At 68.5% G+C, this 25370-nt stretch carries 22 protein-coding genes and 2 pseudogenes; 13 read left to right on the top strand and 11 right to left on the bottom strand.

Annotated elements, in window-relative coordinates:
• Nucleotides 1-24: 24 nt before the first annotated feature.
• Nucleotides 25-1038 (bottom strand): ABC transporter permease, encoded by a 1014-nt coding sequence (locus J7E45_RS02130; RefSeq protein WP_244175991.1) that lies wholly within the window; start codon nucleotides 1036-1038, stop codon nucleotides 25-27.
• 192 nt (nucleotides 1039-1230) lie between these two features.
• Between J7E45_RS02130 and J7E45_RS02125 the strand changes: the two genes are divergently transcribed.
• The 4 genes from J7E45_RS02125 (at nucleotide 1231) to J7E45_RS02110 (ending at nucleotide 4649) form a co-directional block, all read left to right on the top strand.
• Nucleotides 1231-2697 (top strand): chlorohydrolase family protein, encoded by a 1467-nt coding sequence (locus tag J7E45_RS02125; RefSeq protein ID WP_215066778.1) that lies wholly within the window; start codon nucleotides 1231-1233, stop codon nucleotides 2695-2697.
• A 19-nt stretch (nucleotides 2698-2716) separates the two neighbouring features.
• Nucleotides 2717-3382 carry a GntR family transcriptional regulator gene (locus J7E45_RS02120; RefSeq protein ID WP_215066776.1) on the top strand — a complete coding sequence of 222 codons (666 nt, stop codon included), beginning with the start codon at nucleotides 2717-2719 and terminating at the stop codon, nucleotides 3380-3382.
• Nucleotides 3383-3457: 75 nt separating this feature from the next.
• On the top strand, nucleotides 3458-4327 hold the full coding sequence (locus J7E45_RS02115) for a hypothetical protein (protein ID WP_215066774.1): 870 nt from the start codon (nucleotides 3458-3460) through the stop codon (nucleotides 4325-4327).
• A complete protein-coding gene (locus J7E45_RS02110) occupies nucleotides 4320-4649 on the top strand; it encodes a transcriptional regulator (RefSeq protein ID WP_091033559.1) in 330 nt (109 codons plus the stop codon). Before J7E45_RS02115 ends, J7E45_RS02110 begins: the two co-directional genes overlap by 8 nt.
• 8 nt (nucleotides 4650-4657) lie before the next feature.
• Here J7E45_RS02110 and J7E45_RS02105 read toward each other — a convergent pair whose 3' ends face one another.
• Nucleotides 4658-5662, bottom strand: a complete 1005-nt coding sequence (locus tag J7E45_RS02105) for an isopenicillin N synthase family oxygenase (RefSeq protein WP_215066772.1) — start codon at nucleotides 5660-5662, stop codon at nucleotides 4658-4660.
• A 169-nt stretch (nucleotides 5663-5831) separates the two neighbouring features.
• On the opposite strand from J7E45_RS02105, the gene efeU reads away from it, so the two are divergent.
• From efeU to efeB, 3 genes are read left to right on the top strand one after another with little or no spacing between them, the layout of a single operon-like run.
• Nucleotides 5832-6776: an iron uptake transporter permease EfeU gene (gene efeU, locus J7E45_RS02100; protein WP_091033554.1), complete on the top strand. Its 945-nt coding sequence runs from the start codon at nucleotides 5832-5834 to the stop codon at nucleotides 6774-6776.
• Nucleotides 6773-8005 (top strand): iron uptake system protein EfeO, encoded by a 1233-nt coding sequence (efeO, locus tag J7E45_RS02095; RefSeq protein ID WP_215066770.1) that lies wholly within the window; start codon nucleotides 6773-6775, stop codon nucleotides 8003-8005. The genes efeU and efeO overlap by 4 nt, the downstream gene beginning before the upstream one ends.
• 38 nt (nucleotides 8006-8043) lie before the next feature.
• Nucleotides 8044-9348 (top strand): iron uptake transporter deferrochelatase/peroxidase subunit, encoded by a 1305-nt coding sequence (gene efeB / locus J7E45_RS02090; RefSeq protein WP_215066768.1) that lies wholly within the window; start codon nucleotides 8044-8046, stop codon nucleotides 9346-9348.
• Between the two features lie 6 nt (nucleotides 9349-9354).
• On the opposite strand, the gene J7E45_RS02085 is transcribed toward efeB, so the two are convergent.
• On the bottom strand, nucleotides 9355-10233 hold the full coding sequence (locus J7E45_RS02085) for a serine hydrolase domain-containing protein (RefSeq protein WP_215066766.1): 879 nt from the start codon (nucleotides 10231-10233) through the stop codon (nucleotides 9355-9357).
• Complete coding sequence (locus J7E45_RS02080; RefSeq protein WP_215066765.1) at nucleotides 10230-11372, bottom strand: acyltransferase family protein; 1143 nt, start codon at nucleotides 11370-11372, stop codon at nucleotides 10230-10232. The genes J7E45_RS02085 and J7E45_RS02080 overlap by 4 nt, the downstream gene beginning before the upstream one ends.
• A gap of 111 nt (nucleotides 11373-11483) precedes the next feature.
• On the opposite strand from J7E45_RS02080, the gene J7E45_RS02075 reads away from it, so the two are divergent.
• From J7E45_RS02075 to J7E45_RS02065, 3 genes are read left to right on the top strand one after another with little or no spacing between them, the layout of a single operon-like run.
• Nucleotides 11484-12710, top strand: a complete 1227-nt coding sequence (locus J7E45_RS02075) for an LLM class flavin-dependent oxidoreductase (protein ID WP_215066763.1) — start codon at nucleotides 11484-11486, stop codon at nucleotides 12708-12710.
• 1 nt (nucleotide 12711) lies between these two features.
• Complete coding sequence (locus tag J7E45_RS02070) at nucleotides 12712-13356, top strand: FMN reductase (protein ID WP_091033542.1); 645 nt, start codon at nucleotides 12712-12714, stop codon at nucleotides 13354-13356.
• Nucleotides 13357-13407: 51 nt separating this feature from the next.
• Entirely contained in the window at nucleotides 13408-14760 is a 1353-nt protein-coding gene (locus J7E45_RS02065; protein ID WP_215066761.1) for an FAD-binding oxidoreductase, read from the top strand.
• Between the two features lie 3 nt (nucleotides 14761-14763).
• Here J7E45_RS02065 and J7E45_RS18240 read toward each other — a convergent pair whose 3' ends face one another.
• From J7E45_RS18240 to J7E45_RS17860, 4 genes and pseudogenes are all read right to left on the bottom strand, one after another.
• Complete coding sequence (locus tag J7E45_RS18240) at nucleotides 14764-15105, bottom strand: helix-turn-helix domain-containing protein (protein WP_374225443.1); 342 nt, start codon at nucleotides 15103-15105, stop codon at nucleotides 14764-14766.
• 12 nt (nucleotides 15106-15117) lie between these two features.
• Nucleotides 15118-15429, bottom strand: a pseudogene (locus J7E45_RS18235) (response regulator); the annotation flags it as partial.
• A gap of 20 nt (nucleotides 15430-15449) precedes the next feature.
• Nucleotides 15450-15785 carry a sensor histidine kinase gene (locus J7E45_RS17865; protein ID WP_251053419.1) on the bottom strand — a complete coding sequence of 112 codons (336 nt, stop codon included), beginning with the start codon at nucleotides 15783-15785 and terminating at the stop codon, nucleotides 15450-15452.
• A gap of 499 nt (nucleotides 15786-16284) precedes the next feature.
• A pseudogene (locus tag J7E45_RS17860) lies at nucleotides 16285-16731 on the bottom strand (ATPase); the annotation flags it as partial.
• 145 nt (nucleotides 16732-16876) lie between these two features.
• On the opposite strand from J7E45_RS17860, the gene J7E45_RS02050 reads away from it, so the two are divergent.
• On the top strand, nucleotides 16877-18316 hold the full coding sequence (locus J7E45_RS02050; protein WP_285228961.1) for a cation:dicarboxylate symporter family transporter: 1440 nt from the start codon (nucleotides 16877-16879) through the stop codon (nucleotides 18314-18316).
• Between the two features lie 55 nt (nucleotides 18317-18371).
• Here J7E45_RS02050 and J7E45_RS02045 read toward each other — a convergent pair whose 3' ends face one another.
• Nucleotides 18372-18548, bottom strand: coding sequence for a DUF5302 domain-containing protein (locus J7E45_RS02045; protein ID WP_017830923.1), 177 nt, complete (start codon nucleotides 18546-18548; stop codon nucleotides 18372-18374).
• A gap of 31 nt (nucleotides 18549-18579) precedes the next feature.
• A complete protein-coding gene (locus J7E45_RS02040) occupies nucleotides 18580-19164 on the bottom strand; it encodes a VTT domain-containing protein (protein ID WP_308162029.1) in 585 nt (194 codons plus the stop codon).
• Nucleotides 19165-19304: 140 nt separating this feature from the next.
• Between J7E45_RS02040 and J7E45_RS02035 the strand changes: the two genes are divergently transcribed.
• Nucleotides 19305-21245 (top strand): GDSL-type esterase/lipase family protein, encoded by a 1941-nt coding sequence (locus J7E45_RS02035; RefSeq protein ID WP_215066758.1) that lies wholly within the window; start codon nucleotides 19305-19307, stop codon nucleotides 21243-21245.
• Nucleotides 21246-21284: 39 nt separating this feature from the next.
• Here the strand turns inward: J7E45_RS02035 and J7E45_RS02030 are convergent, their stop codons facing one another.
• Nucleotides 21285-22595: a UDP-glucose/GDP-mannose dehydrogenase family protein gene (locus J7E45_RS02030; protein ID WP_215066756.1), complete on the bottom strand. Its 1311-nt coding sequence runs from the start codon at nucleotides 22593-22595 to the stop codon at nucleotides 21285-21287.
• Between the two features lie 361 nt (nucleotides 22596-22956).
• Between J7E45_RS02030 and J7E45_RS02025 the strand changes: the two genes are divergently transcribed.
• A complete protein-coding gene (locus J7E45_RS02025; RefSeq protein ID WP_215066755.1) occupies nucleotides 22957-25233 on the top strand; it encodes a polyribonucleotide nucleotidyltransferase in 2277 nt (758 codons plus the stop codon).
• Nucleotides 25234-25370: the final 137 nt, after the last annotated feature.

Here is a 25370-nt window from a genome sequence, read left to right as displayed (position 1 = left end):
GTCGGGTGTTCGGGGTCGGGAAGGTCAGCTGCGCGAGGCCTTGGGATCGAGCGCGTCGCGCACGGCGTCGCCGAGCAGGTTGAAGGCGAGCACGGTGATGATGAGCGCGGTGCCGGGGACGATGAGGAACCAGGGGTCGCTGAGGTACCAGTTGCCCGCCTGCGCGGCGTTGAGCATCTGCCCCCAGGACGGTGTCGGGTCCTTCACGCCCACACCGAGGAAGGACAGCGCGGCTTCGGCGGAGATGTTCGCGGGGATCATCATGGTCGCGTAGACGAGCACCACCCCGAGCACGTTCGGGATCACCTGACGGAAGATGATGGTCCGGTGCGAGGCCCCATAGGACTTCGCCGCCTCGATGTACTCCTGCTCGCGGATGCTGAGCACCTGGCCGCGCACGACTCTGGCCAGGTATGCCCAGCCGAAGAATCCGAGGATCAGCACGAGGGAGGCGATGGGGACGAAGCTGCCCTGGCCCAGGGGCGTGTCGCGCAGCCGGGACTGCAGGATCGGGGTGAGCGAGAGCACCAGGAGCAGGTGCGGGAAAGCGAGGAACAGGTCGATGATGCGGCTGATGACCATGTCGACCTTGCCGCCGAAGTAACCGGCCGCGGCCCCGAGCACGGTTCCGAGGACGACCGAGACCACGGTAGACAGCAGGGCGATCAGCAGCGAGACCTGGGCTCCGTACGCGATGCGCGCGAAGATGTCGCGTCCGAGTCCCGGCTCGACGCCGAGCCAGTGCTCCACCGAGGGATACATGTAGGCGGGGAGCGGCAGGCCGGGGGTGTTGAAGTTGTCGAGGACTTCCGGGCCGGTGTTCGTGGTGAACGGATCCTGCCCCTCGATCGCGACCAGTACCGGGGCGAGCAAAGCGAAGAGCACGATCGCCACGACGACCCCGAAGGAGACGAGGGCGACCGGACTCCGACGGATACGCAGCCAAGCCGTCCCGAGGAGCGAGCGTCCGGTCGCGATCTTCGGCGGCGCGGTGGGCAGCGCTTCCGTCTTCGGGGTCAGCGTCTGTGTGTCCGTCACGATCTTCCTTGATGGTCCGGGGAGCGGGTGCTCAGAATTGTATACCAGCACCTAGGCTCTTGGGATACCAAATTCAGAAGTCGCGGCAAGATGCCCTATTTCATGGAGAAATGAGAGTGCCTGGGTTGAGAAGGTCGGAGGTGTGGGATAGCTTTTGGATACCAAATCGCATCTCAGATCATCGGGGCTCTCATGCGCACACTCCTCACGGCCGACCATGTGCTGGCGTTCGACGGCACTTCTCACACGGAACTCCGGCAGGGGGCTGTGGTGGTCGAGGATGGCGTGATCGCCTACGTCGGTCCGGCCGGGGACGCGCCGTCTGGCGTCGACGAGCGCATCGATCTCGGCGAGAGCCTGCTCATGCCCGGACTCATCGATCTGGACGCGCTCACCGACATCGATCACCTGATCCTGGACGCGTGGGGCACCCGGGAGCAGGCCGCCCGACTGCAGTGGTCCGACGAGTACTTCGACCGTCGACGGCATGTCTTCGACGAGGACGAGCGCGCACGGATCCGGGAGATCGCGCTGGTGCAGCTCGCGCTGCACGGCATCACCTCGTTCATGCCGATCGCTTCGGAGGTGCACTCGGTCTGGGCGGAGTCTGCGGCCGATCTCCACCGGATGGCGTACTTCTCGCGGAGGCTCGGCCTGCGCGGATTCCTCGGTCCGTCCTATCGCTCGGGCGTGAACACCGTCACAGCGTCGGGCGAACGCGTCGTGCGGTTCGCTCCGGAGGAGGGTGAGGCCGGATTCGCCGACGCCGTCCGCTTCCACGACGAACTCGCAGCGCTCGACGATCCGCTGTTGACCCCGGTCTTCCTTCCCTGTCGCATCGAGACCCTGACTCCCGAGCTGCTCGCGGCGACGGGAGCGGCGGCGGCCGAGCGTGGTGCGATCGTCCGGCTGCACGCGCTGCAGGGGGAGGTCGAACGCGAGCTCATCCTCGATGCCCACGGCTGCACTCCGCTCGATTTGATCGAGGAGTCGGGACTGCTGAACGATCGCCTCCTCGTGCCGCACGGAGTGTTCCTCGACGTGAACCCGCGGGTGCACGGGGAAGACCGCGGCGACCTCGCCCGGCTGGTCGACGCCGGGGTGTCGATCGTGCATTGTCCGCTGACCAATGCGCGTTACGGCTCCGAGCTCGAGACGTTCCAGCGTTATCGCGACGCCGGGGTGAACATCGCCCTCGGTACGGATTCGTTCCCGCCCGACCTCATCCGCGGCATCGACACCGGGGTGTCGGTGGCGAAGGTGCAGAACGGCAGTCTGGCTGCCGGTGACCTCGCGGGTTATGTGGACGCGGTGACACTCGGAGGAGCTCGGGCTCTGCATCGCCCGGACCTCGGCCGGATCGCCGTCGGCGCCCAGGCCGACCTGACGGCGTTCCGGCTGGACGACGTGCGGATGGGCGCCGTCGATGACCCGCTGCGCACGCTCGTGCTGAACGGCACGGCGCGCGATGCGTGCCTGACGATGGTCGCCGGCCGGGTCGTCATGCGGGACGGGAAGATCGACGGAATCGACCTCGACGCGATCCGCGACGACACGCAGATCCTCTTCGCGAGGATGCGGAACGCCTACACTGGGCGCGACCATCGGAGCGGAACGACGGACGAACTCTTCCCTCCGGTCTTCCCCCGTCATGCCTGATGCCCCGAGAGGTTCCGCGATGAGTTCCGACAGCATGATCACCGACGGATCCGCCCTCGCCGAGCGGGTCTACCGCGGTGTGCTGCGCCGCATCATCGTCGGAGAGCTCACGCCGGGATCATGGCTGAAGGAACGGGATCTGTCGGAGCGGTTCGAGGTGTCCCGTGTGCCCGTCCGGCAGGCGCTCCAGCGGCTGGAGACGGACGGGTTCGTCATCACGACCCGCAACAAGGGGGCGAGTGTCACTCCGGTGACCAGGGCCGACGTCGAGGAGCTGTACGACGCGCGGCTGTGCATCGAACCCTATGCGACACGTCATGCGGCGCACCGTGTCCACTCGGGAGCGGCGAGTGCGGATCGGTTGCGCGAGCTCCTCGAGCGTGCGCTCACGCCGGGTGACACGGCCGAGCTGGGGGAGTCCAATCTCGGGTTCCACCTCGAGATCGTCCGCCTCTCCGGCAATCGCATCCTCGAGCGCAGTCTGCTGCCCATGCTCGGCCGGATGCAGTGGATCTTCGGCATCACGCACGCCACGCGGGAGCAGGAGCACGCGGTGGAGCACCAACAGCTGCTCGACGCCATCGTCGCCGGGCGCGGCGAGGTGGCGGCTGCGCAGGCCTACGCGCACATCGATCAGGGGCGCGAACCCATCATCGAAGCGCTCGCGCAGGCGCTCGACTGGTGACGACGGGTTGACCCCGCCCTTGCTTTCCGATAGGAAAGTAGAAGCTTTCCGTGTGGAAAGTGAAGGAGGTCCATCGTGGAGCAGAAGCCCATTCCCGGTCAGGACGCGCTCGTCCCGCCGGATGCCGATCTCGCGCAGCAGTATCTGGCTGCAGCTGATGCGGTGGCGGGGCGCCGCGACCGGGCGATCGACCGACGTGCGCTCGCCTGGCTCCAGATCCTCAATGCAGTGGTCACCGCGGCGTACCTCGTCGCGTTCGCGCTCGTCCTCCGGAACGACGATGTGATCGCCTCGCAGATGATCCTGTTCACCTTCCTGGTGTGGGGGCAGCTCGCGAGCGGCATGGCTCAGCGCAACGGGATGCAGTGGCGCATGACTCGTTCGCGGTGGCCGGTCATTTTGGGCGGAGGGGTGCTGCTGGCCGCTGCCGTCGTGATGTTCGGGCTTGTGTCACTGGACACCACGCTCCCCGTCGGCTGGGTGCTCCTGCCTGCCGGCATGGTTCTGCTCGGCATCGGCGGCTACGGGGTGGCGCAGCTCATCCGCGCGTCAGGTGATCCGCATCGTCCGCGGCCTGCCTGGACCCCGCTGCCCGTCGCCGTACGGTGGGGAACGGTCCTGGTCGGTGCCGCTCTCGGCGTGCTCACCATGCTGGCGGGGGCTCCCGACGACGTGCTCCGGAGCGTGATCACGCTGCTGGTGATGATGATGCTCCTCGCGTGGATCGTAGCCTTCAACACTCCGCTGGGGCTTCCCTCCGTCGGAGCCGCCTGGCGTTGGCCGCATGTCGCCACCTTCTTCGTCGCGGCGTGTATCCCCGCCGGCCTCGCGCTCGGGGAAGAGTCTCTCGGCGACCGAGGGGTGGCGGGACTTCTCGGGGGTGTCGTCGTGATCCTGCTCTTCGCCCTCGTCTCCTTCGTCCCCGGGCGGGAGAGCCGTGGCTGAGTCGGCCTCCCGGCCTCACCCGCGCACCCAGCTGGACGACAACTTCGCCTCGCCCATCCGGTTCTCCTTGATGGCGGCGCTGGGTGACGGGATGGAGCTCGACTTCCCGACGCTTCGGGAAGTCCTCCAGTGCGGTGACTCGCCGCTGAGCAAGGCCATCACGCATCTGCAGGCCGCTGACTACGTGTTCGCGCGCAAGGCGAACGTCGGTGGTCGCTCGCGCACCTGGGTCCGTTCGACGGCGACGGGTCGCGATGCCTTCGCTGCACACCTCCAGGCCCTGCGTGAGATCGTCGCTCTCGGCGGTGGGCAGGCGCTGTGAGTGTTCACTCAGGCGGGGGCATCCACGAGGTCGGCGTGGTGGATCGCCGCGACATCGGGGTGGGCGCGCAGGCGTGACTTGAGGGCGTTCTCGCCGTAGAGCGCGTGGATCGGGTTGCTCGGGTCCTTCGTGACACCCTTCGCCTCGGCCGCCAGCTCCGGCGGAAGCTCGATCAGCGGGAGGCGCTTGTCGAGGGCGGGGTTGAAGAAGAACGGGATCGAGATCCGGTCGTTCGGGGCCTTCGGCGACACGACCCGGTGGTTCGTCGCCTTGAGGTAGCCGCCGGTGGCGTACTCGAGCAGTTCGCCGATGTTCACGACGAAGGCGCCGGGCACCGGGGGAGCGTCGACCCAGGCGCCGTCGCGCTCGACCTGCAGGCCGCCCTTGCCCGGTTCGACCCAGAGGAGCGTGAGGACGCCCGAGTCCTTGTGCGCGCCGACGCCCTGCTGCGGCTCGGGCTCGTGTGTTCCCGGGTAGCGGACGATCTTGATCAGTGTCGAGGGCTCACCGAAGTGATCGTCGAAGTAGGTCTCGTCGGCTCCGAGCGTCTGCGCCCATTCCCGCAGCAACCGCCGGGCGACGTCGGACAGCGTCGCATGCCATTCGGCGACGACCTCCTGCAGCTCCGGCTGCGCCGCCGGCCACAGGTTGGGTCCGACGAGGCGGTTGAACGCCGGTCCGCCCTCGACGGGTTCGCGCTCGGGGCCGATATCGATCTGCTCGCGCCAGTCGACCTGTCCCTGTGTGCGTTCCCCGCCGATGCGGGTGTACCCGCGGAAGTGCGGGCTGTTGACGTTCTCGATGGCGAGTTTGTCCGCCTCCGGGAGCGCGAAGAAGTCGAGGGCCGCGCGGTGCAGCCGTGCTTCCAGCTCGGGGGAGATGCCCGTGCCCGTGAGATAGAAGAAGCCGACGTCGTGCGTCGCCGCCCTGAGGTCGTCGCGGAATCGCGCGGCGGCCTCCGGGCCTTCATCGAGCTGGGACAGGTCGAGGATCGGGAGCGAGAGTTCAGGCATGGACCGAGGGTATGTCGCCTTTCCGAGAGGGAGGGCGACTGTTGCGCCGCGTTACCGCCGGGTCGTCGTCTGCCGGCGGCAACGGTATTCCGGCATGATGTCACCGCGGTGCTAGAGTCTCGTAGGTAAGGGCTGCCTTACCTCAGTCGTCGCAACAGAAATCGTCTCCGTGCTCGCCACTTTTCTCATCGGCCTCCGTGAAGGTCTGGAAGCTGCGCTCGTCGTCGGCATCCTCGTCGCCTACCTCCGCCGTCTCGGCCGGAAGGACGCCCTGCCGAAGATGTGGGTCGGCGTCGGCCTCGCGATCGTCCTGGCCCTGGGCATCGGTGCCGTGCTCACCTTCGGCGCCTATGAGCTCACGTTCAAGGCGCAGGAGCTGATCGGCGGAGGGCTCTCGCTGCTCGCCGTCGCCATGGTCACGTGGATGATCTTCTGGATGCAGCGTGCCGGACGCACCATGAAGGCGACGCTCGAGGGCGGACTCGATCGCGCGCTCACCACCGGCGGGCTCTGGGCTCTCGTCGCGATCGGATTCGTCTCCGTCGCGCGGGAGGGTATCGAGACGACTCTGCTGCTGTGGTCGATGGTGCAGGCTTTCGGCGATGCGCCCTCCGCTCTGCTCGGTGCTCTGCTCGGCCTCGCCGCCGCCGTCATCATCGGCTGGCTCATCTCCCGCGGAGCCGTGAAGCTCGACCTCCGCCGCTTCTTCGCATGGACCGGCGGCTTCCTCGTCATCGTCGCGGCTGGTGTGCTCGCGTATGCCTTGATGGATCTCCAGGAGGCGGGCGCCCTGCCGGGCCCGTTCACCGCCGCGGCCCCGCTCGACCCGTCGACCGGGGCGGTCGCGATCGGGTGGATGGCTTTCCCGTTCGGCTGGGCCTTCGATGTGTCGTCGGCCATCGCTCCGAGCGGTCCGCTGGCGGCGGTGCTGCAGGCCACGGTCGGCTTCATGCCCGCGATGACCTGGCTGCAGGTCTCCGCCTGGACTCTCTACATCCTCATCGTCGGGTCGCTGTACGTCCGCGGTCTCCGCTCGCGCCGTGCTCCGAAGCCCCGCGCTTCGACCGAACCCGAATCCGACACGACCTCTCTCTCACCACAAGGAGCAGCATGACCACCTCTCACCGTGTCCTGGGGACACTCGCCGCCGCGGGCGCTGCGGTTCTCGTCCTGAGTGGCTGCGTCGCCAAGAGCGATGTCGCCGCCGATGCCGCGTTCGACGTCTCGTCGACCGATGGGGACTGCGCGGTCTCGGAGGCCACGGCGAAGAGCGGAACGCTGACGTTCGACGTGAAGAACGACACGGATCAGGTCTCGGAGTTCTATCTGCTGGCCGAGGACGGTCTGCGCATCGTCGGCGAGGTCGAGAACATCGCGCCCGCCGCGTCGCGCACCCTCACGGTCGTCGCACAGCCGGGGGACTACTTCACGCTCTGCAAGCCCGGCATACTCGGCGACGGCGTCGGCAAGGCGGCCTTCACCGTCACAGGCGACCGCGTCGCCGTCGACGGCCCCGATGCCGAGCAGAAGCAGAAGGCCGTCGACCTCTACGCCGCGTTCGTCAAGGACCAGGTCGGCCAGCTCGTCCCGGCCGTCGAGGAGTTCGTCGCGGCCTACGAATCGGGTGACGACGAGACCGCTCGCGAGCAGTTCCCGCTGACCCGCGCGTTCTACGAGCGCATCGAGCCGGTCGCCGAGGCGCTCGGGGATCTCGACCCGCGCATCGACTACCGCGAGGTCGACGCCGTGGCCGAGGGGCTGGACTGGACGGGCTTCCACCGCATCGAGAAGGACCTGTGGGTGCCGGCGGAGGACGCGCTGAACGCCGACGGCGAGACCCCGGCCCGGCAGGACTGGGCTCCGTCGACACCGGCAGAGCGGGCCGACTTCGGCGACCTGCTGCTCGCCGACGTGCAGGAGCTCTACGACTACGTGCACTCCGACGACTTCACGACGGCTCTCGACGATCAGGGCATCGGAGGCATCTCGAACGGCTCGATCGCGCTGCTCGACGAGGTCGCCACCGGCAAGATCTCGGGCGAGGAGGACTGGTGGTCGGGCACCGACCTCTACGACTTCGCCGCGAACGTCGAGGGCTCGAAGATGGCGTTCTCGCTCGTGCAGGACTTCGCCGCAGCTCAGGGTGACGACGGTGAGGCCCTCGTCGACGAGATCGAAGGCGGCTACGCCGCACTCGAGGAGTCTCTCGCCGCCCACGGCTCGCTGACCGACGGGTTCGTCGCCTATGCGGAGCTGACCGAAGACGACAAGCGCGAGTTCACCGACCTGATCAACGCACTGGCCGAGCCGCTCTCGCAGCTCACCAGTACCGTCCTCGACTGATCAGCGTCGAGCGGAATCGAACGGATACCATCACGGACGTGAACGAACCAGACGCGGGGGCCTCGCCCGACACCTCATCGACGGGTGATGCCTCCGCTCCGGGCGGGCTGAGCAGACGCGGACTCCTCGGCCTCGCCATAGGAGGTGGCGTGGCAGGGCTTGCGGTCGGCGCCGGCGCGGGCCTGACCGGAGGCGTGGCGCTCGGGCGCGCGCGCGCAGCGGAGGACGCGCATTCCGCCTACGAGTTCTTCGGCGCGCACCAGGCGGGCATCACCACGCCGGTGCAGGATCATCTGCACTTCGCGAGCTTCGACATGATGCCGCGCAGTGACCGCGATGACCTCATCTCCCTGTTGCAGGACTGGTCCTACGCCGCATCCCGCATGTCGCAGGGACTGGAGGTCAGCGCGAGTGGAGCGGTCGGCGGGCCGGGCGAGGCGCCGCCGGACGACACCGGCGAGGCCTTGGGGCTCCCGGCGGCCGGCCTCACGATCACCTTCGGGTTCGGGCCCGGCCTCTTCGAGAACGAAGACGGCGACCGCTACGGGATCGCCGCGCGGCGCCCGGCCGGGCTCGAACGGCTCCCGGCGTTCCTCGGCGACGATCTCGACCCGCAGGCGTCCCACGGAGATCTCTGCATCCAGGCGTGCGCCGACGACCCGCAGGTCGCGGTGCATGCGATCCGCAACCTCAGCCGCATCGCCTTCGGGCGTGCCCGCCTGCGCTGGTCGCAGCTGGGATTCGGCAAGACCTCGCGCACGACCGCCGCCCAGGCGACGCCCCGGAACCTCTTCGGCTTCAAAGACGGCACGGCGAACATCCTCGCCGACGACACCGAGGCGCTCACGGACCACGTCTGGGTGTCCGAGAAGGATGAGCCCGGCTGGCTCGCCGGTGGCTCCTACCTCGTCGCACGCAAGATCGCGATGCTGATCGAGACGTGGGACCGGGTGCGGCTCTCGGAGCAGGATGCGATCGTCGGACGGGATAAAGGGGAGGGCGCGCCGCTTTCGGGAGGGGACGAGTTCACCGCGCCCGACTTCCATGGCAAGGCCATCGACGCCAACAGTCACGTGAGCCTGGCGCATCCCGAGCAGAACGACGGTGTGCGGATCCTCCGGCGCGGCTACAACTACGTCGACGGCAACAACGCGCTCGGACGCCTCGACGCCGGACTCTTCTTCCTGTCGTACCAGCGCGACCCCGCGCAGTTCATCGCACTGCAGCGGCGGCTGTCGACCGATCTGATGAACGAGTACATCCGCCATGTCGGCTCCGGCATCTGGGCCGTGCCGCGCGGCGCGACCCCCGGGTCCTACGTGGGTGCGCAGCTGTTCGCCTGAGTGAGCTCAGGCTCCGCGTCGGGCGGTCTCGAGTATGTCGACCACCGTGGCGGCCATCTCGTCCGCACCGAAGTGGTCCGCAGCGGTGATGGTCACGACCGCGTCGTCGAGGAAGATGAGCAGCTGGCCGTGCGCGCCGTGCAGCCGCCACCCGCGCTCGGGGCCGCCCCAGCCGGCCAGGGCGTAGCGGTCGTAGCCGGGGTTCGGGCCGGCGACGACGCCGTTCTCGTGCATCGCGTCGATCCATCCCGACGACACCAGCTGCGTGCCCTGCCACCATCCGCGGTCGCGGATCAGCAGGCCGATCCGTGCCATCTCACTCGTTCGCAGCGGAAGCCCGCCGCCCGCTTCGATGCGCCCGTTCGGGCTGCGCGTCCACACCACATCATCGATGCCGAGCGGGCGGAACAGTCGGGCATCGAGGTAGTCGCCCACATCGCCGACTCGGGCGGAGAGGGCCGTCATGGCGGTGTAGGTGCTGGCGTTCGAGTACTGGAACACGCGTCCGCGCGATGGCCGACGCAGGAACTCACGGGCCAGGTCCGGCCAGTCCGTCATCAGCGTCTCCGACCAGGGCAGGTCGATGCCGCTCGACATCGTGAGCAGGTGTCGCAGGGTGACCTCGTCGACGCCCTCGCCGCGCTCGAACTCGGGCAGGTAGACGGTCACGGGCGCATCGAAGGAGATCGCGCCCTCATCGGCGGCGATCGCGGCCGCGAGCACGCACACGCCCTTGGCGACCGAATGCACATCCTCGCGCACATCGGGCGTCCAGCGGTGCTCCGCCTCGTCGGCTCCGATGCGCACGTGAAGCCCGTGCGCGCCGAAGCCGGACGTGGACACGGCCTCGACGATGCGGTCGCGGACGATCCGTCCGGCGGTCATCGCGGGTCTGTCCGGGGGCGTCGGGACCCGGTCGGATCGTTTCGGCGTCCTTCGCGTGACGTGAGGGCCGGGTCGGTGAAGAGCCAGCGCGGACGCGGCTCGACCAGGGGTCGGAACACCCGACGCACGGGTTTGGTGGCCAGGAGCAGCGCGACGACCACGGAGAGCGCTGTCACCAGCGGCAACCAGATCCATGTGGGCTCGAGGTCGCGCAGCACGCCGGTCTCACGGAACGGGTAGAGCACGAAGGAGTGAAGCAGGTACACGTACATCGTGTATTGACCGAATGTGGTCCACCAGTACGAGCCGCGGGGGATCAGGGCGAAGAAGGCGGCGCACAGGAGCACGGCCAACAGCATCAGGGCGATACGGATCGCACCGGCCCACCACTGCTCGCCGACCAGGTCGGAGTACGAGTCCTCGTAGAACAGCCAGTGGCGCAGATCCACGGCCTGCCAGAGCGGCAGCCAGTTCCACGCCGCCCAGCCCACTCCCGCGAAGAGCGCCACTGCGGCGGCCCGGATCCACCAGGGGCGGAAGTCGAGCAGCCGGAACCGATCGACGATGTCGTGCTCGCGCAGCCACCAGCCGAGTGCGAAGAACGGCAGGAGGCCGAGAGTGCGAGACAGCGAGAACGTGCTGTCGACATTCGGGAGGTAGCCGGAGCCGATCGAGATCACGACCGTCCACAGCAGTGGCCAGCGCAGCAGAGCGAGATAGGGCAGCACCAGTCGGAAGATGCCGAGTGCGAGCAGGAACCACAGCGTCCAGCTCGGTTTCGTGAAGTTCGGTGTCGCTTCGCCTTCGACGAGCCACTTGGTGAGCGTCCACAGCGTCTCGAAGATCACGTAGGGGAGGATGATGTCCGTGATCACCCGCGCCATCTGTGTCTTGGTGGGAGTGCCCGACTTGGAGAAGTAGCCGGAGATGATCGCGAACGCCGGCATGTGGAACGCGTACAGCGCCAGGTAGAAGGCGAAGGCGATGTCCGAGTCGTAGATGAGTCGCTGGATCGCATGCCCGAGCACGACGAGGACGATGCAGATGTACCGCGCGTTGTCCCAGAACGGCACGCGCCGTCGCTTTCGCGGGAGAGATCCTGTGGTGGGCCCTGAGATGTCCGCCCCGGTACTGCTCATCTTTCGAGGCTACAGCCCGGGAATAAAGTTGCTGTGAGCGCGTTGACACAGATGCATTCAAATGAATAGAAACGGATGCGAGTCATCCGGTTCGGAGAACACGGAGCAATCATGAGCGAGCAGTCAGGCGTGCAGGCGATGCAGTTCGGCATCATGTCGGTCAGCGACATCACCCGCGATCCCACCACGGGCATCACCCCCAGCGAGCAGGAGCGCATCAAGGCGACCACGGCGATCGCCGTGCACGCCGAAGAGGTCGGACTCGACGTCTTCGCGATCGGTGAGCACCACAACCCGCCGTTCTGGTCCTCCAGCCCCAGCACTTTCCTCGCGGCACTGGCCGCGCAGACCGAGCGCCTCATCGTCTCGACCTCGACGACGCTCATCACCACGAACGACCCGGTGCGCATCGCCGAGGAGTACGCGATGCTGCAGCACGTCTCCGACGGTCGCATGGACCTCATGCTCGGTCGCGGCAACACCGGACCGGTGTATCCCTGGTTCGGGCAGGACATCCGCCAGGGTCTCCCGCTTGCGATCGAGAACTACGCGCTGCTGCACAAGCTGTGGCGTGAAGACGTCGTCGACTGGGAGGGTAAGTTCCGCACCCCGCTGCAGGGCTTCACCTCGACACCGCGGCCGCTCGACGGCATCGCGCCGTTCGTGTGGCACGGGTCCATCCGCACCCCGGAGATCGCGGAGCAGGCCGCCTACTACGGCGACGGGTTCTTCGCGAACAACATCTTCTGGCCCAAGGAGCACTACCAGCGCCTCATCGAGCTGTACCGTCAGCGCTTCGAGCACTACGGTCACGGCACCAGGGAGCAGGCGATCGTCGGCCTCGGCGGTCAGGTGTTCATGGCGGCCAAGTCGCAGGACGCGGTGAACCAGTTCCGCCCGTACTTCGACAACGCGCCGGTGTACGGTCACGGTCCGAGCATGGAGGACTTCACCGAGATGACGCCGCTGACGGTCGGTTCGCCGCAGCAGGTCATCGACCGGTATGCGTCGATGCGCGAGTACTACGGCGACTACCAGCGCCAGCTCTTCCTGATCGACCACGCGGGGCTCCCGCTGAAGACGGTGCTGGAACAGCTCGACATCCTCGGTTCCGAGGTCGTGCCGGTGCTGCGCAAGGAACTCGCGAAGGACCGCCCGTCCGCCGTCCCGGACGCACCGACCCACGCCGCACGCGTGGCCGCGGAGTTCGGTGACGGTCCGACGCGCCAGGCTCGCCCCGGCGCGAACCGCGGTGACAACCTCACCGGCGACTCGCCGTACCAGGACAGCCCGGCACCCGCCGGTGCAGCGTTCGGGCTCGGCCGGAAGGAGGCGTGACATGACCACGCGTCGCATCGCCGTCGTCGCGGCGGGGCTCTCGAACCCGTCGTCCACCCGGATGCTCGCCGATCGACTGGCCGCCGAGACCGTGAAGGCCCTCGCGGAGCGCGACATCGAGGCCACCGTCGACGTGATCGAGCTGCGCGACTATGCGCACGACATCACGAACAACATGCTCACGGGGTTCGCACCGCAGGCGCTCGAGACCGCGATCAACACGGTGGTCTCCGCCGACGCGCTCATCGCCGTCACACCGATCTTCTCCACGAGCTACTCGGGACTGTTCAAGTCGTTCATCGATGTGCTGGATCCCGACGCGCTCACCGGGAAGCCGGTCCTGATCGGCGCGAACGCGGGAACCGCGCGGCACTCGCTGGCGATCGACTACGCGATCCGGCCGCTGTTCGCCTACCTGCACGCCGAGACCGTCTCGACGGGCGTGTTCGCGGCATCGAGCGACTGGGGAGACTCGGGTGACGACGTCGCCCCGCTCGCGAAGCGCGTGGAGAAGGGCGCACGGGAGCTCGCCGACACGATCGCGCGGAAGGAAGCGACCACGGTCGCAGACCCGTACGACCCGGCGACGTACCTGGGCGAAGGGCGCTCCTTCGGGCACATGCTCGGAGGCCTCGCGGGGGAGTGAGTGGCGCATGACGCCATCGACGATGTCCGAGGGGTATCGTACGGTGGCGTCATGCCCACACACCCCGCGATCGTCGCGCTCCAGGAACGATTCTCCGGCACGCTCCTCCTTCCCGATGACTCGGGTTACGACGCGGCTCGACAGCCGTGGAATCTCGCGATCGAGCAGCGGCCGGTCGCGGTCGCGACGCCCGCCGATGTCGACGACCTCCGCGCGCTGCTGAACGCGGCGCGGGAGTCGGGTGTGCGGCTCGCGATCCAGCCGAGTGGCCACGGAGCCTCGGGCTCTCTGTCCGGCGCCGTGCTGGTGCGGATGAGCGCGTTCGACGATCTGGAGATCGATCTCGACAGCGGCGTCGCGAGGGTAGGCAGCGGCGTGCGCTGGGGCGCGGTCGTCGAGGCGCTCGAAGGCGCCGGATGGGTCGCGCCGGCCGGCACCAGCCCCGTCGTGTGCGTCGCCGGGTACACACTGGGCGGTGGACACTCGTGGTTCAGCCGCACGGCGGGCCTCGGCTCCGACAATCTGCGCGCGGCGTGGGTGTTGCGCACGGACGGCACGCACGAGCGCGTCGATGACGAGGCCGACGCCGACCTCCTGTGGGCGCTGCGCGGGGCCGGCGGCCTCGTGGGCATCGTGACCGCACTCGAGATCGAACTCGTGCGGGCTCCCGCCGTCTGGGGGTCTAACCTCACCTTCGACGTCGCCGATGCGCCGACGGTCGTCCGAGCGGTCCGCGACCTGGCGTCTTCGGCGCCGTCGACGCTCAACGTGTTCGTGAACTCGATGCGGATGCCGGATGCGCCGCAGCTCCCCGAGCAGATCCGCGGGCGCAGCTTCCTCACGGTCCAGGCGCTGTCGACCGACGGGCCGCAGGATGAGCTGATCGACACGGTGCGCCGGGCCGGAGAGGTGCGCAGGGACATCACCGGCCCGACCTCGCCGGCGGCATTGGCCGCCGCATCGAACGAGCCGACGGATCCGACGCCCGGTCGCGGATCATCGATGGCGCTGAGCACGCTCGACGACGCGACCATCGACGCGCTCCTCGAGTTCCGCGAACTGCCCGAGCAGTGGCCGATCATGGGCATCGACATCCGCATGCTCGGTGGCGCCCTGGATACACCGCGACGACCGGGCTTCGCCTCTCTGGAGTCCGTGGGCTGGCTGCTGCACGCTCTCGTGCCAGTGATCCCCGGAGTGCCCGCCGAGCCGGGAGAGGCGAGTCTCGTGGCGTTCCGGGAGCTTTTGGCCCCGAACGAGGCCTCGCAGACTGTGGCGACCTTCCTCGAGCCGGAGCAGACGCTCGAGCGCTGCGGATCCGTCGACGAGATCGTCCGGATCCGGGAACTGCGTGCGCGGTTCGATCCCGACGCTCTGCTGCACGACGGGCGGCTGCCCCGCTGACGGTCAGACCTCGGGGCCGGTTCGCCGCTTCCAGCCGTACTCGGTCTCCGGTCGTCCGCGGTTCCCGTAACGTGCGGCCCGCGTGAGCACACCTTCGACGACCAGGTGTTCCAGATAGCGTCGCACGGCGACCCGGGACATGCCGAGCCGCTCGGCCGCCTCGCTCGCCGACAGCGGTCCGTCGGTGCGCAGTTGTGCGGTGACTCTGTCCAGCGAGGCCGCCGAGAGGCCCTTGGGAAGCGTGATCGTCCCGGTGGCGCGGCCGAGCAGTGCGTCGATCTCTGCCTGGGTGGCTTCGCCATCGGTGGTCCGCGCCTGCTCCCGATGCGCACGGTACTGTTCCATCCGCTCGCGGAACACCGCGAAGGGGAAGGGCTTGACGAGATACTGGAAGACGCCGAGCGCCGCCATCTGCCGTACGGATTCGGCGTCCCGCACACCGGTGATCGCGATCACATCCACCGCAGCGGAGCGCGCGCGAAGGGCCCGGAGCACATCGATGCCGGAGCCGTCCGGCATCGTGATGTCGAGCAGGACGAGGTCGAACGCGCCGGGATGCTCGATCAGGGCGGTCAGAGCGGCCCGGGCTCCCGTGCACTCGCCGGCGACGACGAACCCGTCGAGGCGGGCCACGTAGTCGCGGTGCAACTCGAGCGTCAGAGCGTCGTCGTCGACGATGAGTGCGCGGATCACGGCGTCGACCGCCGAGGTGCCGCTGCCGGGACGATGACCCGGAACGTGGTCGGTGCGTCGCTCACCGTCACCGAGCCGCCGGCACCGGTCACGACGGAACGGACGAGCGCCAGACCGATACCGCGGCCGTTCCCGTCGGCGGGTTTCGTGGAGTAACCCTGGTCGAAGATCCGCTCGCGCACGGCAGGAGGGATCCCGGGACCGCTGTCCGAGACCTCCAGCACGATCCCTGCGCCATCGTCGGCGGAGTGAGACCTGCACCCAGCGGTCGTCCGACTCGGCCGCGGCGTCCATGGCGTTGTCCACGAGGTTGCCCAGCACCGAGACGGCATCGACAGGAGACAACGGCGTGCGGGGCGTATCGGGCTCGATGTGCACCCGCCAGTCGATGCCGCGCTCCTTGGCCTGCGAGGCCTTGCCGAGGAGGAGCGCGCCGACGGCGGGATCCCCGTGGCGTCGCGCGGTCACCTGGTCCACGAGCGACTGGCTCTGTCGTGACGTCTCCGTGAGTATCTCGATCGCCTCATCGCGGCGTCCGAGCTCGAGCAGCGCGACCGCGGCGTGCATACGGTTCCCGTGCTCGTGCGTCTGCGCGCGCAGAGCCTCGCCCAGGGTGCGGATCGACTCGTACGACGACACCGCGTCGCGGAGTTGACCGGGTGGGAGGTCACCGGTGATGCGGCGGGTCACACGCCGCGCGATGATCGCGCCACCGACGCCGAGTGCGATGAGGGCGACCGTGATACCGAGCGTGAGAGGCAGGCGGCGGATCAGGGTGTCGGTGATGGATTCGGTTGTCACCCCGGCCGCGACCCAGCCGATCAGGTCTCCGTCCGGTGTGATGACCGGCGAGATCGTCCGTATGGAGGGACCGAGGGTTCCGGTGAACTCCTCCGTCAGTGTCTGGGGTGTCGCGGGGATCGTACCCAGGTAGATCCCGCCGATCTGGTCGGTATCGGGGTGGGTGATCCGCGTGCCGCCCGGGGTCATGACGGTGATGAAGTCAAGCCCGGCACCGGCGATCACCCCCAGGGAGTAGGGCTCGAGCACGCGGGTGGCCGCGTCATGATCGCTCGAGCGCAGGCCGTCGACGACGAGAGGGGAGGAGGCGAACGAGGCCGCGATGGCCGCCGTCACCCGCTCCGCTTCGGTGCGGATCGATCGCTGCGCCTCGGCGACGAGGAAGACCGCCACGAGGGCGCCGATCACGACCGCCGCGACGAGCAGCACGGCGAAGACGCGCGAAGCGGTGCTGCGGCCGCGGGAGGTGTGCGCCATCGCCTGCTCCGATCGTCGATGGTCAGGTGCCGTGACCAATACGACCACAACTCGTGTTGCAGCGGGAGGTGGATGACCGTGGGAACCGATCGGCGGCGCAGAAGCCGCCATTCGGACGAAGACGTCGACGATCGAGGAGGAAGCCATGGCGCTCACAACGGGATTCGCACTGCCGAAGTTCAACTGGCGACGAGGGAAGCACGCGTGGGACCGGCACACCTGGCTGTATATGTCCGTGCTGATCGCGGTCGTACTCGGCGCGATGGTCGGGCTCATCTGGCCGGAGGTGGGTCGAGGGTTCGAAGCGCTGGGCACGGGCTTCGTCGCCCTGATCAAGATGATGATCGCCCCGATCATCTTCTGCACGATCGTCGTGGGCGTCGGATCCATCGCCAAGGCGGCGACGGTCGGCAAGATCGGCGGGCTCGCTCTCCTCTACTTCATGGTGATGTCGACGTTCGCGCTGGCGATCGGCCTCGTCGTCGGGAACATCATCCACCCGGGCGCGGGGCTCGACATGGCGTCTTCGACGTATGACGCGGTCGAAGCGGAGGCCAAGACGACGCAGGAGTTCATCCTCGGCATCATCCCGACCACGTTCTTCTCGGCCTTCACGGGGGAGAGCGTGCTGCAGGTGCTGTTCATCGCACTGCTCGTCGGTTTCGCGCTGCAGGGACTCGGCGAGCGCGGCGCCCCCATCATGGAGGCGGTCAAGCAGTTGCAGAAGCTCGTCTTCCGCATCCTCGGGATGATCCTCTGGCTCGCACCGATCGGGGCGTTCGGAGCCATCGCCGCGGTGGTGGGCAAAACCGGTGTGGCGGCGATCTGGAGTCTCGGGACGCTGATGGTCGCGTTCTACATCACCTGCATCCTGTTCATCGTGGTGATCCTCGGTGTGATGCTGTGGGCGGTGACACGGGTGAACATCTTCGCCCTCATGAAGTACCTCGCACGGGAGTACCTGCTGATCGTCGGCACGTCTTCTTCGGAGTCCGCCCTCCCTCGCCTGATCGCGAAGATGGAGTTCGTCGGCGTGTCCAAGCCGGTCGTCGGCATCACGGTGCCGACCGGGTACTCGTTCAACCTCGACGGAACGGCCATCTACCTGACGATGGCGTCGCTGTTCATCGCCACGGGGATGGGGCAGCCGATGTCGATCGGCGAACAGATTGGGCTGCTGGTGTTCATGATCATCGCCAGCAAGGGGGCGGCCGGAGTGACCGGTGCGGGACTGGCGACACTCGCCGGGGGGCTGCAGGCGTATCGCCCCGATCTCGTCGACGGGGTGGGCGTAATCGTCGGCATCGACCGCTTCATGTCAGAAGGACGGGCTCTGACGAACTTCACCGGGAACGCCGTCGCGACTCTGCTGATCGGCACCTGGACCAAGCAGATCGACCGTGACCGCGTGCGGCGGGTGCTGAGCGGTGACCTCCCCTTCGACGAGTCCCTGCTCGACGGCGTCGACGCGCACGGTCATGAGAAGGCCCCACAAGGCGCAGACATGCAGGAACTGCGAGAGGCGGCCGTGACGGAGATGGCGGCGAAGGAGGAGCGGGCCAGGGCGCGCGCGGAACGCGGCTGACGAGAGGGGTGAGGGATGCGGGAGTCCGGGTGAACGGGCTCCCGCATCCGCGCGGTCAACCGCTCTTGCGTCGGAACTCGCGCCGGGTCTGCGGGGCGTTCGCACTGTGCACGGCGGAGTCGCCATCCAGGTGCGCCTCGCCCTGCCGGTGGTGCGCGTTCTTCTTCTCGAGCGCTTCCTTGAACTTGCGCTTCATCTCCTCAGAGGAGGAGGCGCCTTCTTCGGTGCTCATGCCCCGAGCCTAGAGCACCGGCTGCGGCGGGTCACCCTCTCGTGCCGCGCAGGACGCGATCGAGCAGCACTCCCAGACCCAGCGCGATGACGATAGAGACCGGGACGGCGATCAGTGGCCCGCCCGGCAGGATGGCGGCGACGGCGGCGCCCACGGCCGCCTGGTAGAGCGCCCAACCGGACCCGGCCAGTGCGACCAGGGCGAGGTACCGAGGTGGATGGATGCGCGAGGCCCCCGCCACGAGGTTGATCGCGAGTCGCGCGAAGGGCACGAAGCGGGCGGTGAAGAGAACGGTGGCTGTGCCCGTGTCCAGCCGGTGCCGTGCCCAACCCAGTGCCTGCTGCACACGAGGCGCCCTCATCCACCGCCACCGATCTATGCCCACGGTCCGGCCGATCAGGTAGCAGCACGCGTCTCCGACGGTCGCGGCTGCCGCGGCGCAGACGACGACCGCCCAGAGCGGCGGGGTTCCCGTGGTCACCGCCAGCGCCCCGAGCGCGGTCACTGCGATCTCGCCGGGCACGACGACGAAGAAGGCGTCCCCGAGCACGAGCAGACCCATCAGCGCCAGGCTCCAAGGCCCGGTGAGGGTTTCGGCGAGCAGATCCGTCGACACGTCGCCCACTGTGCCCGCAGACGGTGAACGGGAACCAAAGAGCGCATAGCCGGTGACCCGCCGTCCAGCATCCGGTGAACATCCGGTGCCGCAGGCCGTTTATGACGAGCGCGGGGTCGGAGCAGGGTCATCCTGAGGCTGTGAGAGTAGCGATCGTCACGGAGTCCTTCCTTCCGCACATGAACGGCGTCACCGGATCGGTGCTGCAGATCCTGAGACACCTCGAGCACCGGGGGCACGATGCCCACGTGATCGCCCCCGCCGCGGTCGGGATCCCCGGGGCGGTGCACGGAGTGTCGATCGAGGCGATCCCGAGCCTCGCGCTTCCGGGCTATCACAACGTCAGGGTCGGCACGTCTGGCGTCCCGCGCATCGCCGCGTCCCTGCGCAGCTTCCAGCCGGATGTCGTGCACCTCGCCTCGCCGTTCGCGCTCGGTTGGCGTGGGGTGCTCTCCGCCGAGCGGATCGGGGTCGCCAGCGTCGCCGCCTACCAGACCGACGTCGCGGCCTATACGGAGCGCTACGGGGTCGCCGCGGCGACCGGCATCGCCCAGACGCACATCGCGCGGCTGCACCGACGAGCGACGATGACACTCGCTCCCTCCGCGGACTCCGCGCAGCAGCTCGCCGCACTCGGCGTGGATCGCGTGCGCCACTGGGGAAGGGGCGTCGACGCGGAACGCTTCCAGCCGATGCGTCGGGACCCTGCGCTGCGTGCCGAGTGGAATGCGGATGTCGTGATCGGATACGTCGGCCGCCTCGCCCCGGAGAAGCAGGTCGAGGACCTCGCCGTACTCCGCGACCTCCCGGGTGCGCGCCTGGTGATCGTCGGAGACGGCCCCAGCAGAGCACGGCTGGAGGGGCTGCTCCCGGATGCCGTGTTCCTCGGCCACCTCGACGGGTCTGCGCTCGCCGCGGCCATGGCGTCGTTCGACGTCTTCGTGCACCCCGGGGAGAGCGAGACGTTCGGACAGACCCTGCAGGAGGCGCACGCCAGCGGGGTCCCGGTGATCGCGACCGGGCGCGGCGGGCCCCTCGACCTCGTTCGCATGGGCGTCGACGGATGGCTGTACCGCCCCGGCGACCTCGATGACCTGAGGATGCGAGTGGCCGATCTGGCAGGCGACGCGCGAAAGCGGCGGGCGTTCGGAGAAGCCGGTCGTGATGCAGTGCAGAGTCGCAGCTGGGCGAGCGTGTGCGATCAACTGCTCGGCCACTTCGAGGAGGCGCGGCTGCTGCAGCGGGTGGATGCGGCTTCGCGCGCTCGCCGCGTCACCCGGCCGGATTCCCCGCCGCCGGTCACCGCGCATCGCTGGCGCCGCTTCGTCGCGCTGGGGGATTCGCTCACCGAGGGACTCTGCGATCCCGCCCCGGATGGGGCCCTGCGCGGTTGGGCCGATCGGCTCGCATTGCTGCTCGCCGCGCGGGGAGGGCTCCACTATGCGAACCTCGCGATCAGGTCGAAGCGCGTGCGCGATGTGTGCGGTCGACAGCTGGAGCGTGCGCTCGAGCTGCATCCTGATCTCGTCTCGATCCTCATCGGAGCGAACGATCTCGTGAAGCATCGTGTCGACGTCGCAGCGCTCGCCGCGGAGGTGGAGCATGCCGTCGTGCGGCTGCGGGCGATCGGTGCGGATGTGCTGCTGGTCACGCCGTTCCTTCCGGGACGTCGGGCGGCGGCGATCTATACACGGCGCTTCGCCGCGTTCGCGACGGCGTTGGCAGGGGTCGCCGCGCGCACGGGAGCGATCCTGATCGACACGGATCTGCATCCTGCACTGGCCGAGCGGCCGAACTGGGGTGAGGACCTGGTGCATCTGAGCAGTCGTGGCCATCGTCTCCTCGCGTATCGAGCGGCCGAGATGCTGGGGGTGCCCGATGCGGATGCCCTGGGCATCCTGGACGCTGCCCTGCACGAGCACGAGCCGATCGGCGCGGGCGTGTGGTGGCGCCGACACGCCTTGCCCTGGGTCTGGCGCCGCCTGCACGGACGCGCGGCGGGCGACGGTCGCGCGGCGAAGCATGACGACTACGTGTATCTCGGGCGCTCATCCGCGGCGCGGTGGGCGAACGTCGGCTGACTCGCGTCGCGTTACCTCACCGCCGACGGCCGGGGCCGATCAGCGCCGACCCATGCCGTGGTACTGCCAGCCCGCTGCGCGCCAGGCCGCCGCGTCGAGGCAGTTGCGCCCGTCGATGATGATCCGTCCGCGAACCAGACCGCCGGCGTGCGCAGGGGAGAGGTCGCGGCGGTACTCGTCCCACTCGGTCACGATCACGACCGCATCCGCTTCCCGAAGCGCATCATTCCGGTCTCGCGCATAACCCAGCTGCGGATGGGCGGCGGCGGCATTGTCCAGCGCGGCGGGGTCGGTCACCACCACGTCCGCTCCGAGTCCGCGCAGGCGAACGGCGACGTCGAGGCCGGGGGAGTCGCGGATGTCGTCGCTGAACGGCTTGAACGCGGCGCCGAGAACGGCGATCCGGCGCCCGAACACGAGCCCGCCCAGCGCGTCCACGACGAGCTGCACGGCCCGCTCCCGGCGCCGGAGGTTGATAGCGTCCACCTCGTGGAGGAAGCCGACAGCTTCACCGCGACCCAGCTCCTCCGCACGCGCGGCGAATGCGCGGATGTCCTTCGGCAGGCATCCGCCGCCGAAGCCGATGCCGGCGCCGAGGTAGCGCCGACCGATCCGCGAGTCGTGGCCGAGAGCGTCGGCGAGCAGCGCCACGTCGGCGCCGGAAGCCTCGGCAATCTCCGCCATCGCGTTGATGAACGAGATCTTGGTCGCGAGAAAGGCGTTCGCGGCGCCCTTCACCAGTTCCGCCGTGGCGAGGTCGGTCACCAGGAACGGCGTCCCGGCCTCGACGGCCGCCGCGTAGACCTCGCGCAGCACCGCGACGCCGCGTTCACCGGCCGCGTCCGGCTCGGCGCCGACCACCAACCGGTCCGGGGTCAGCGTGTCGTGCACGGCCCAGCCCTCTCGAAGGAACTCGGGATTCCACACCACGGTCGCGCCGGAGTCGGCGACGCGGGTCGCGAGTCGTGCGGCGGTGCCGACCGGCACGGTCGACTTCCCCGCGATCACGTCGCCGGGGCGGAGGTGGGGGAGCAGCCCGTCGATCGCCGCATCGACGTATCGGAGGTCGGCGGCGTGACCGCCGGGGATCTGCGGCGTACCCACGGCGAGGAAGTGCACCTGCGCGCCGGCGGCATCCGCCATCCGATCACTGAACCGGAGCCGACCGGACTCCCGCCCCTCGGTGAGCAGCTCCGTCAGCTGTGGCTCGAAGAACGGTGCGGAGCCCGCGTTGAGCGCGGCCACCTTCCGCTCGTCGACGTCGATGCCGATGACGTCGTGTCCGATCGAGGCCATGGCGGCGGCGTGCACGGCACCGAGGTACCCGCAGCCGATCACTGACATGCGCATGGAGACAGCACAACGGACTCCCGCCACGGCACGGCATCCGCTCGGTGAACGTTCCGTGGCCGGCGCCTGTCCACTCCGCGCTGCTGCGGTGACGTGGGTTTTGCGACGTCCGCTGGTAGGGTGGACGAGGTTGACGTGTGTCAATCGCACAATCGAATATCGACTCATGGAGCGAGCGGCGGAGAAGCTGGTCCCCTGTGGTGGGTTCCTCGGCAGGACATGTCGGGTGGCTTTCTACTGGTGGCCAGCGCAGGCGACATTCGCGGGAGTGCCCGCGCGCCCGAACCCTTCCGTTCCGCTCCTTTGAACACGCTCGCGCGTCACATGGACTCGCGAGTCTAAACAAAGAAGGAGAGACCTCTTGGAAGGTCCTGAAATCACCGCCACCGAGGCCGTTCTCGACAACGGCCGCTTCGGCACCCGCACCATCCGCTTCGAGACCGGCCGCCTCGCGCAGCAGGCTCAGGGCGCAGTCGCCGCGTACCTCGACGGCGAGACCATGCTCCTCTCGGCCACCAGCGCAGGCAAGCACCCGCGCGAAGGCTTCGACTTCTTCCCGCTGACGGTCGACGTCGAGGAGCGCTCCTACGCCGCCGGCAAGATCCCCGGCTCGTTCTTCCGTCGCGAGGGCCGCCCCTCCACCGAGGCGATCCTCGTCTGCCGTCTGATCGACCGCCCGCTGCGCCCGTCGTTCGTCGACGGCCTGCGCAACGAGGTCCAGGTCGTCATCACCGTCATGTCGATCGCTCCGGGCGAGTTCTACGACGCTCTCGCGATCAACGCCGCGTCGGCGTCCACGCAGATCTCGGGTCTCCCGTTCTCGGGCCCGGTCGCCGGTGTGCGCCTCGCGTTCATCCCGGGCAACGGCCAGAACGATGACCAGTGGGTCGCGTTCCCGAACGCCGAGCAGGTGTCGGAGGCCGTGTTCGACCTGATCGTCGCCGGTCGTGTCGTCACCAAGGCCGATGGCACGGAAGACGTCGCCATCATGATGGTCGAGGCTGAGGCCACCGAGGGCAGCTGGAACCTGATCAAGGCCGGCGCCACGAAGCCGAACGAAGAGGTCGTGGCCCAGGGCCTCGAGGCCTCGAAGCCTTTCATCGCTCAGCTCGTCAAGGCTCAGGCCGAGCTCGCTGCGACCGCATCGAAGGAGCCGGGCGTCTACCCGGTCTTCCCGGCGTACAGCCAGGAGGTCTACGACTTCGTCGCCGGCCGCTCCTACGACGAGCTCGTCGGCGTCTACCAGATCGCCGACAAGGTCGAGCGTCAGACCGCTGACGACGCGATCAAGGACCGCGTCAAGGCCGAGCTCATCGAGGCCACCGAGGCGGGTTCGCTCCCGGCTGCGGCTCCGCTCGAGTTCTCCGCGGCGTACAAGTCGGTCACCAAGAAGATCGTCCGTGGTCGCATCCTCACCGAGGGCGCTCGCATCGACGGCCGTGGGCTCGCGGACATCCGCCCGCTCGACGCCGAGGTGCAGGTCATCCCGCGCGTGCACGGTTCCGCGGTCTTCCAGCGCGGCGAGACTCAGATCCTGGGTGTCACCACGCTGAACATGCTCAAGATGGAGCAGCAGATCGACTCGCTGTCGCCGGTCACGAGCAAGCGCTACATGCACCACTACAACTTCCCGCCCTACTCGACCGGTGAGACCGGCCGTGTCGGTTCGCCGAAGCGTCGCGAGATCGGGCACGGCTTCCTCGCCGAGCGCGCACTCGTGCCGGTGCTGCCGAGCCGCGAGGAGTTCCCCTACGCGATCCGTCAGGTGTCCGAGGCGCTGAGCTCCAACGGCTCGACGTCGATGGGCTCCGTGTGCGCGTCGACCCTGTCCCTGCTGAACGCGGGTGTGCCGCTGCGCGCCCCCGTCGCCGGTATCGCGATGGGCCTCGTCTCCGACGAGGTCAACGGTGAGACCCGCTACGCGGCGCTGACCGACATCCTCGGCGCGGAAGACGCTCTCGGTGACATGGACTTCAAGGTCGCGGGAACGAGTGACTTCGTCACGGCGATCCAGCTCGACACGAAGCTCGACGGCATCCCGACGTCGGTGCTCACGGGCGCGCTGACGCAGGCTCGCGAGGCTCGCCTGACGATCCTCAACGTCCTGAACGCTGCGATCGACGCACCTGACGAGATGGCGCCCACCGCGCCGCGCGTCATCAGCGTGCAGATCCCGGTCGACAAGATCGGCGAGCTGATCGGCCCGAAGGGCAAGACGATCAACGCGATCCAGGACGAGACGGGTGCTCAGATCTCCATCGAGGAGGACGGCACCGTCTACATCGGTGCGACCGACGGCCCCGCGGCCGAGGCCGCTCGCGCCCAGGTCAACGCGATCGCCAACCCCACCAACCCGGAGATCGGGGAGCAGTTCCTCGGCACCGTCGTGAAGATCGCCACCTTCGGTGCGTTCATCTCGCTGCTCCCGGGCAAGGACGGCCTGCTCCACGTCACCGAGGTGCGCAAGCTCGCCGGTGGCAAGCGTGTGGAGAACGTCGACGACGTGCTGTCGGTCGGTCAGAAGATCCTCGTCAAGATCACGAAGATCGACGACCGCGGCAAGCTTTCGCTCGAGCCTGTTCTCGACGATGCCGCCGCCGCTGAGGCAGCGCCCGCAGAAGACGCGGCCGCCGAGTAAGCGCAGAGATCGAACCGGAACCCGGGTCCGTCCGTCGAGGACGGGCCCGGGTTCCGGCGTTTCCGGTGTGATCAAATCGTTATCGGCCGTTTCCGCGCCGTTCCCCGGATTGGTCAGGGCGTTCGATGAATTCGCTT

The sequence above is a fragment of the Microbacterium sp. ISL-59 genome (assembly GCF_018613945.1).
Classification (GTDB): Bacteria; Actinomycetota; Actinomycetes; order Actinomycetales; family Microbacteriaceae; genus Microbacterium; species Microbacterium oxydans_B.
This window is presented reverse-complemented; position numbering and strand designations above follow the sequence as displayed.

Excerpts from the sequence above, each read along its gene's own strand:
- J7E45_RS02030 (WP_215066756.1), bottom strand. The coding sequence starts at position 22,595 with ATGCGCATGTCAGTGATCGGCTGCGGGTACCTCGGTGCCGTGCACGCC.
- J7E45_RS02075 (WP_215066763.1), top strand. The coding sequence starts at position 11,484 with ATGAGCGAGCAGTCAGGCGTGCAGGCGATGCAGTTCGGCATCATGTCG.
- J7E45_RS17865 (WP_251053419.1), bottom strand. The coding sequence starts at position 15,785 with ATGCCGTCTCGGTGCTGGGCAACCTCGTGGACAACGCCATGGACGCCG.
- J7E45_RS02045 (WP_017830923.1), bottom strand. The coding sequence starts at position 18,548 with ATGAGCACCGAAGAAGGCGCCTCCTCCTCTGAGGAGATGAAGCGCAAG.
- J7E45_RS02120 (WP_215066776.1), top strand. The coding sequence starts at position 2,717 with ATGAGTTCCGACAGCATGATCACCGACGGATCCGCCCTCGCCGAGCGG.
- J7E45_RS02070 (WP_091033542.1), top strand. The coding sequence starts at position 12,712 with ATGACCACGCGTCGCATCGCCGTCGTCGCGGCGGGGCTCTCGAACCCG.
- efeO (WP_215066770.1), top strand. The coding sequence starts at position 6,773 with ATGACCACCTCTCACCGTGTCCTGGGGACACTCGCCGCCGCGGGCGCT.
- J7E45_RS02105 (WP_215066772.1), bottom strand. The coding sequence starts at position 5,662 with ATGCCTGAACTCTCGCTCCCGATCCTCGACCTGTCCCAGCTCGATGAA.
- J7E45_RS18240 (WP_374225443.1), bottom strand. The coding sequence starts at position 15,105 with ATGGAACAGTACCGTGCGCATCGGGAGCAGGCGCGGACCACCGATGGC.
- J7E45_RS02080 (WP_215066765.1), bottom strand. The coding sequence starts at position 11,372 with ATGAGCAGTACCGGGGCGGACATCTCAGGGCCCACCACAGGATCTCTC.
- J7E45_RS02065 (WP_215066761.1), top strand. The coding sequence starts at position 13,408 with ATGCCCACACACCCCGCGATCGTCGCGCTCCAGGAACGATTCTCCGGC.
- J7E45_RS02125 (WP_215066778.1), top strand. The coding sequence starts at position 1,231 with ATGCGCACACTCCTCACGGCCGACCATGTGCTGGCGTTCGACGGCACT.
- J7E45_RS02085 (WP_215066766.1), bottom strand. The coding sequence starts at position 10,233 with ATGACCGCCGGACGGATCGTCCGCGACCGCATCGTCGAGGCCGTGTCC.
- J7E45_RS02050 (WP_285228961.1), top strand. The coding sequence starts at position 16,877 with ATGGCGCTCACAACGGGATTCGCACTGCCGAAGTTCAACTGGCGACGA.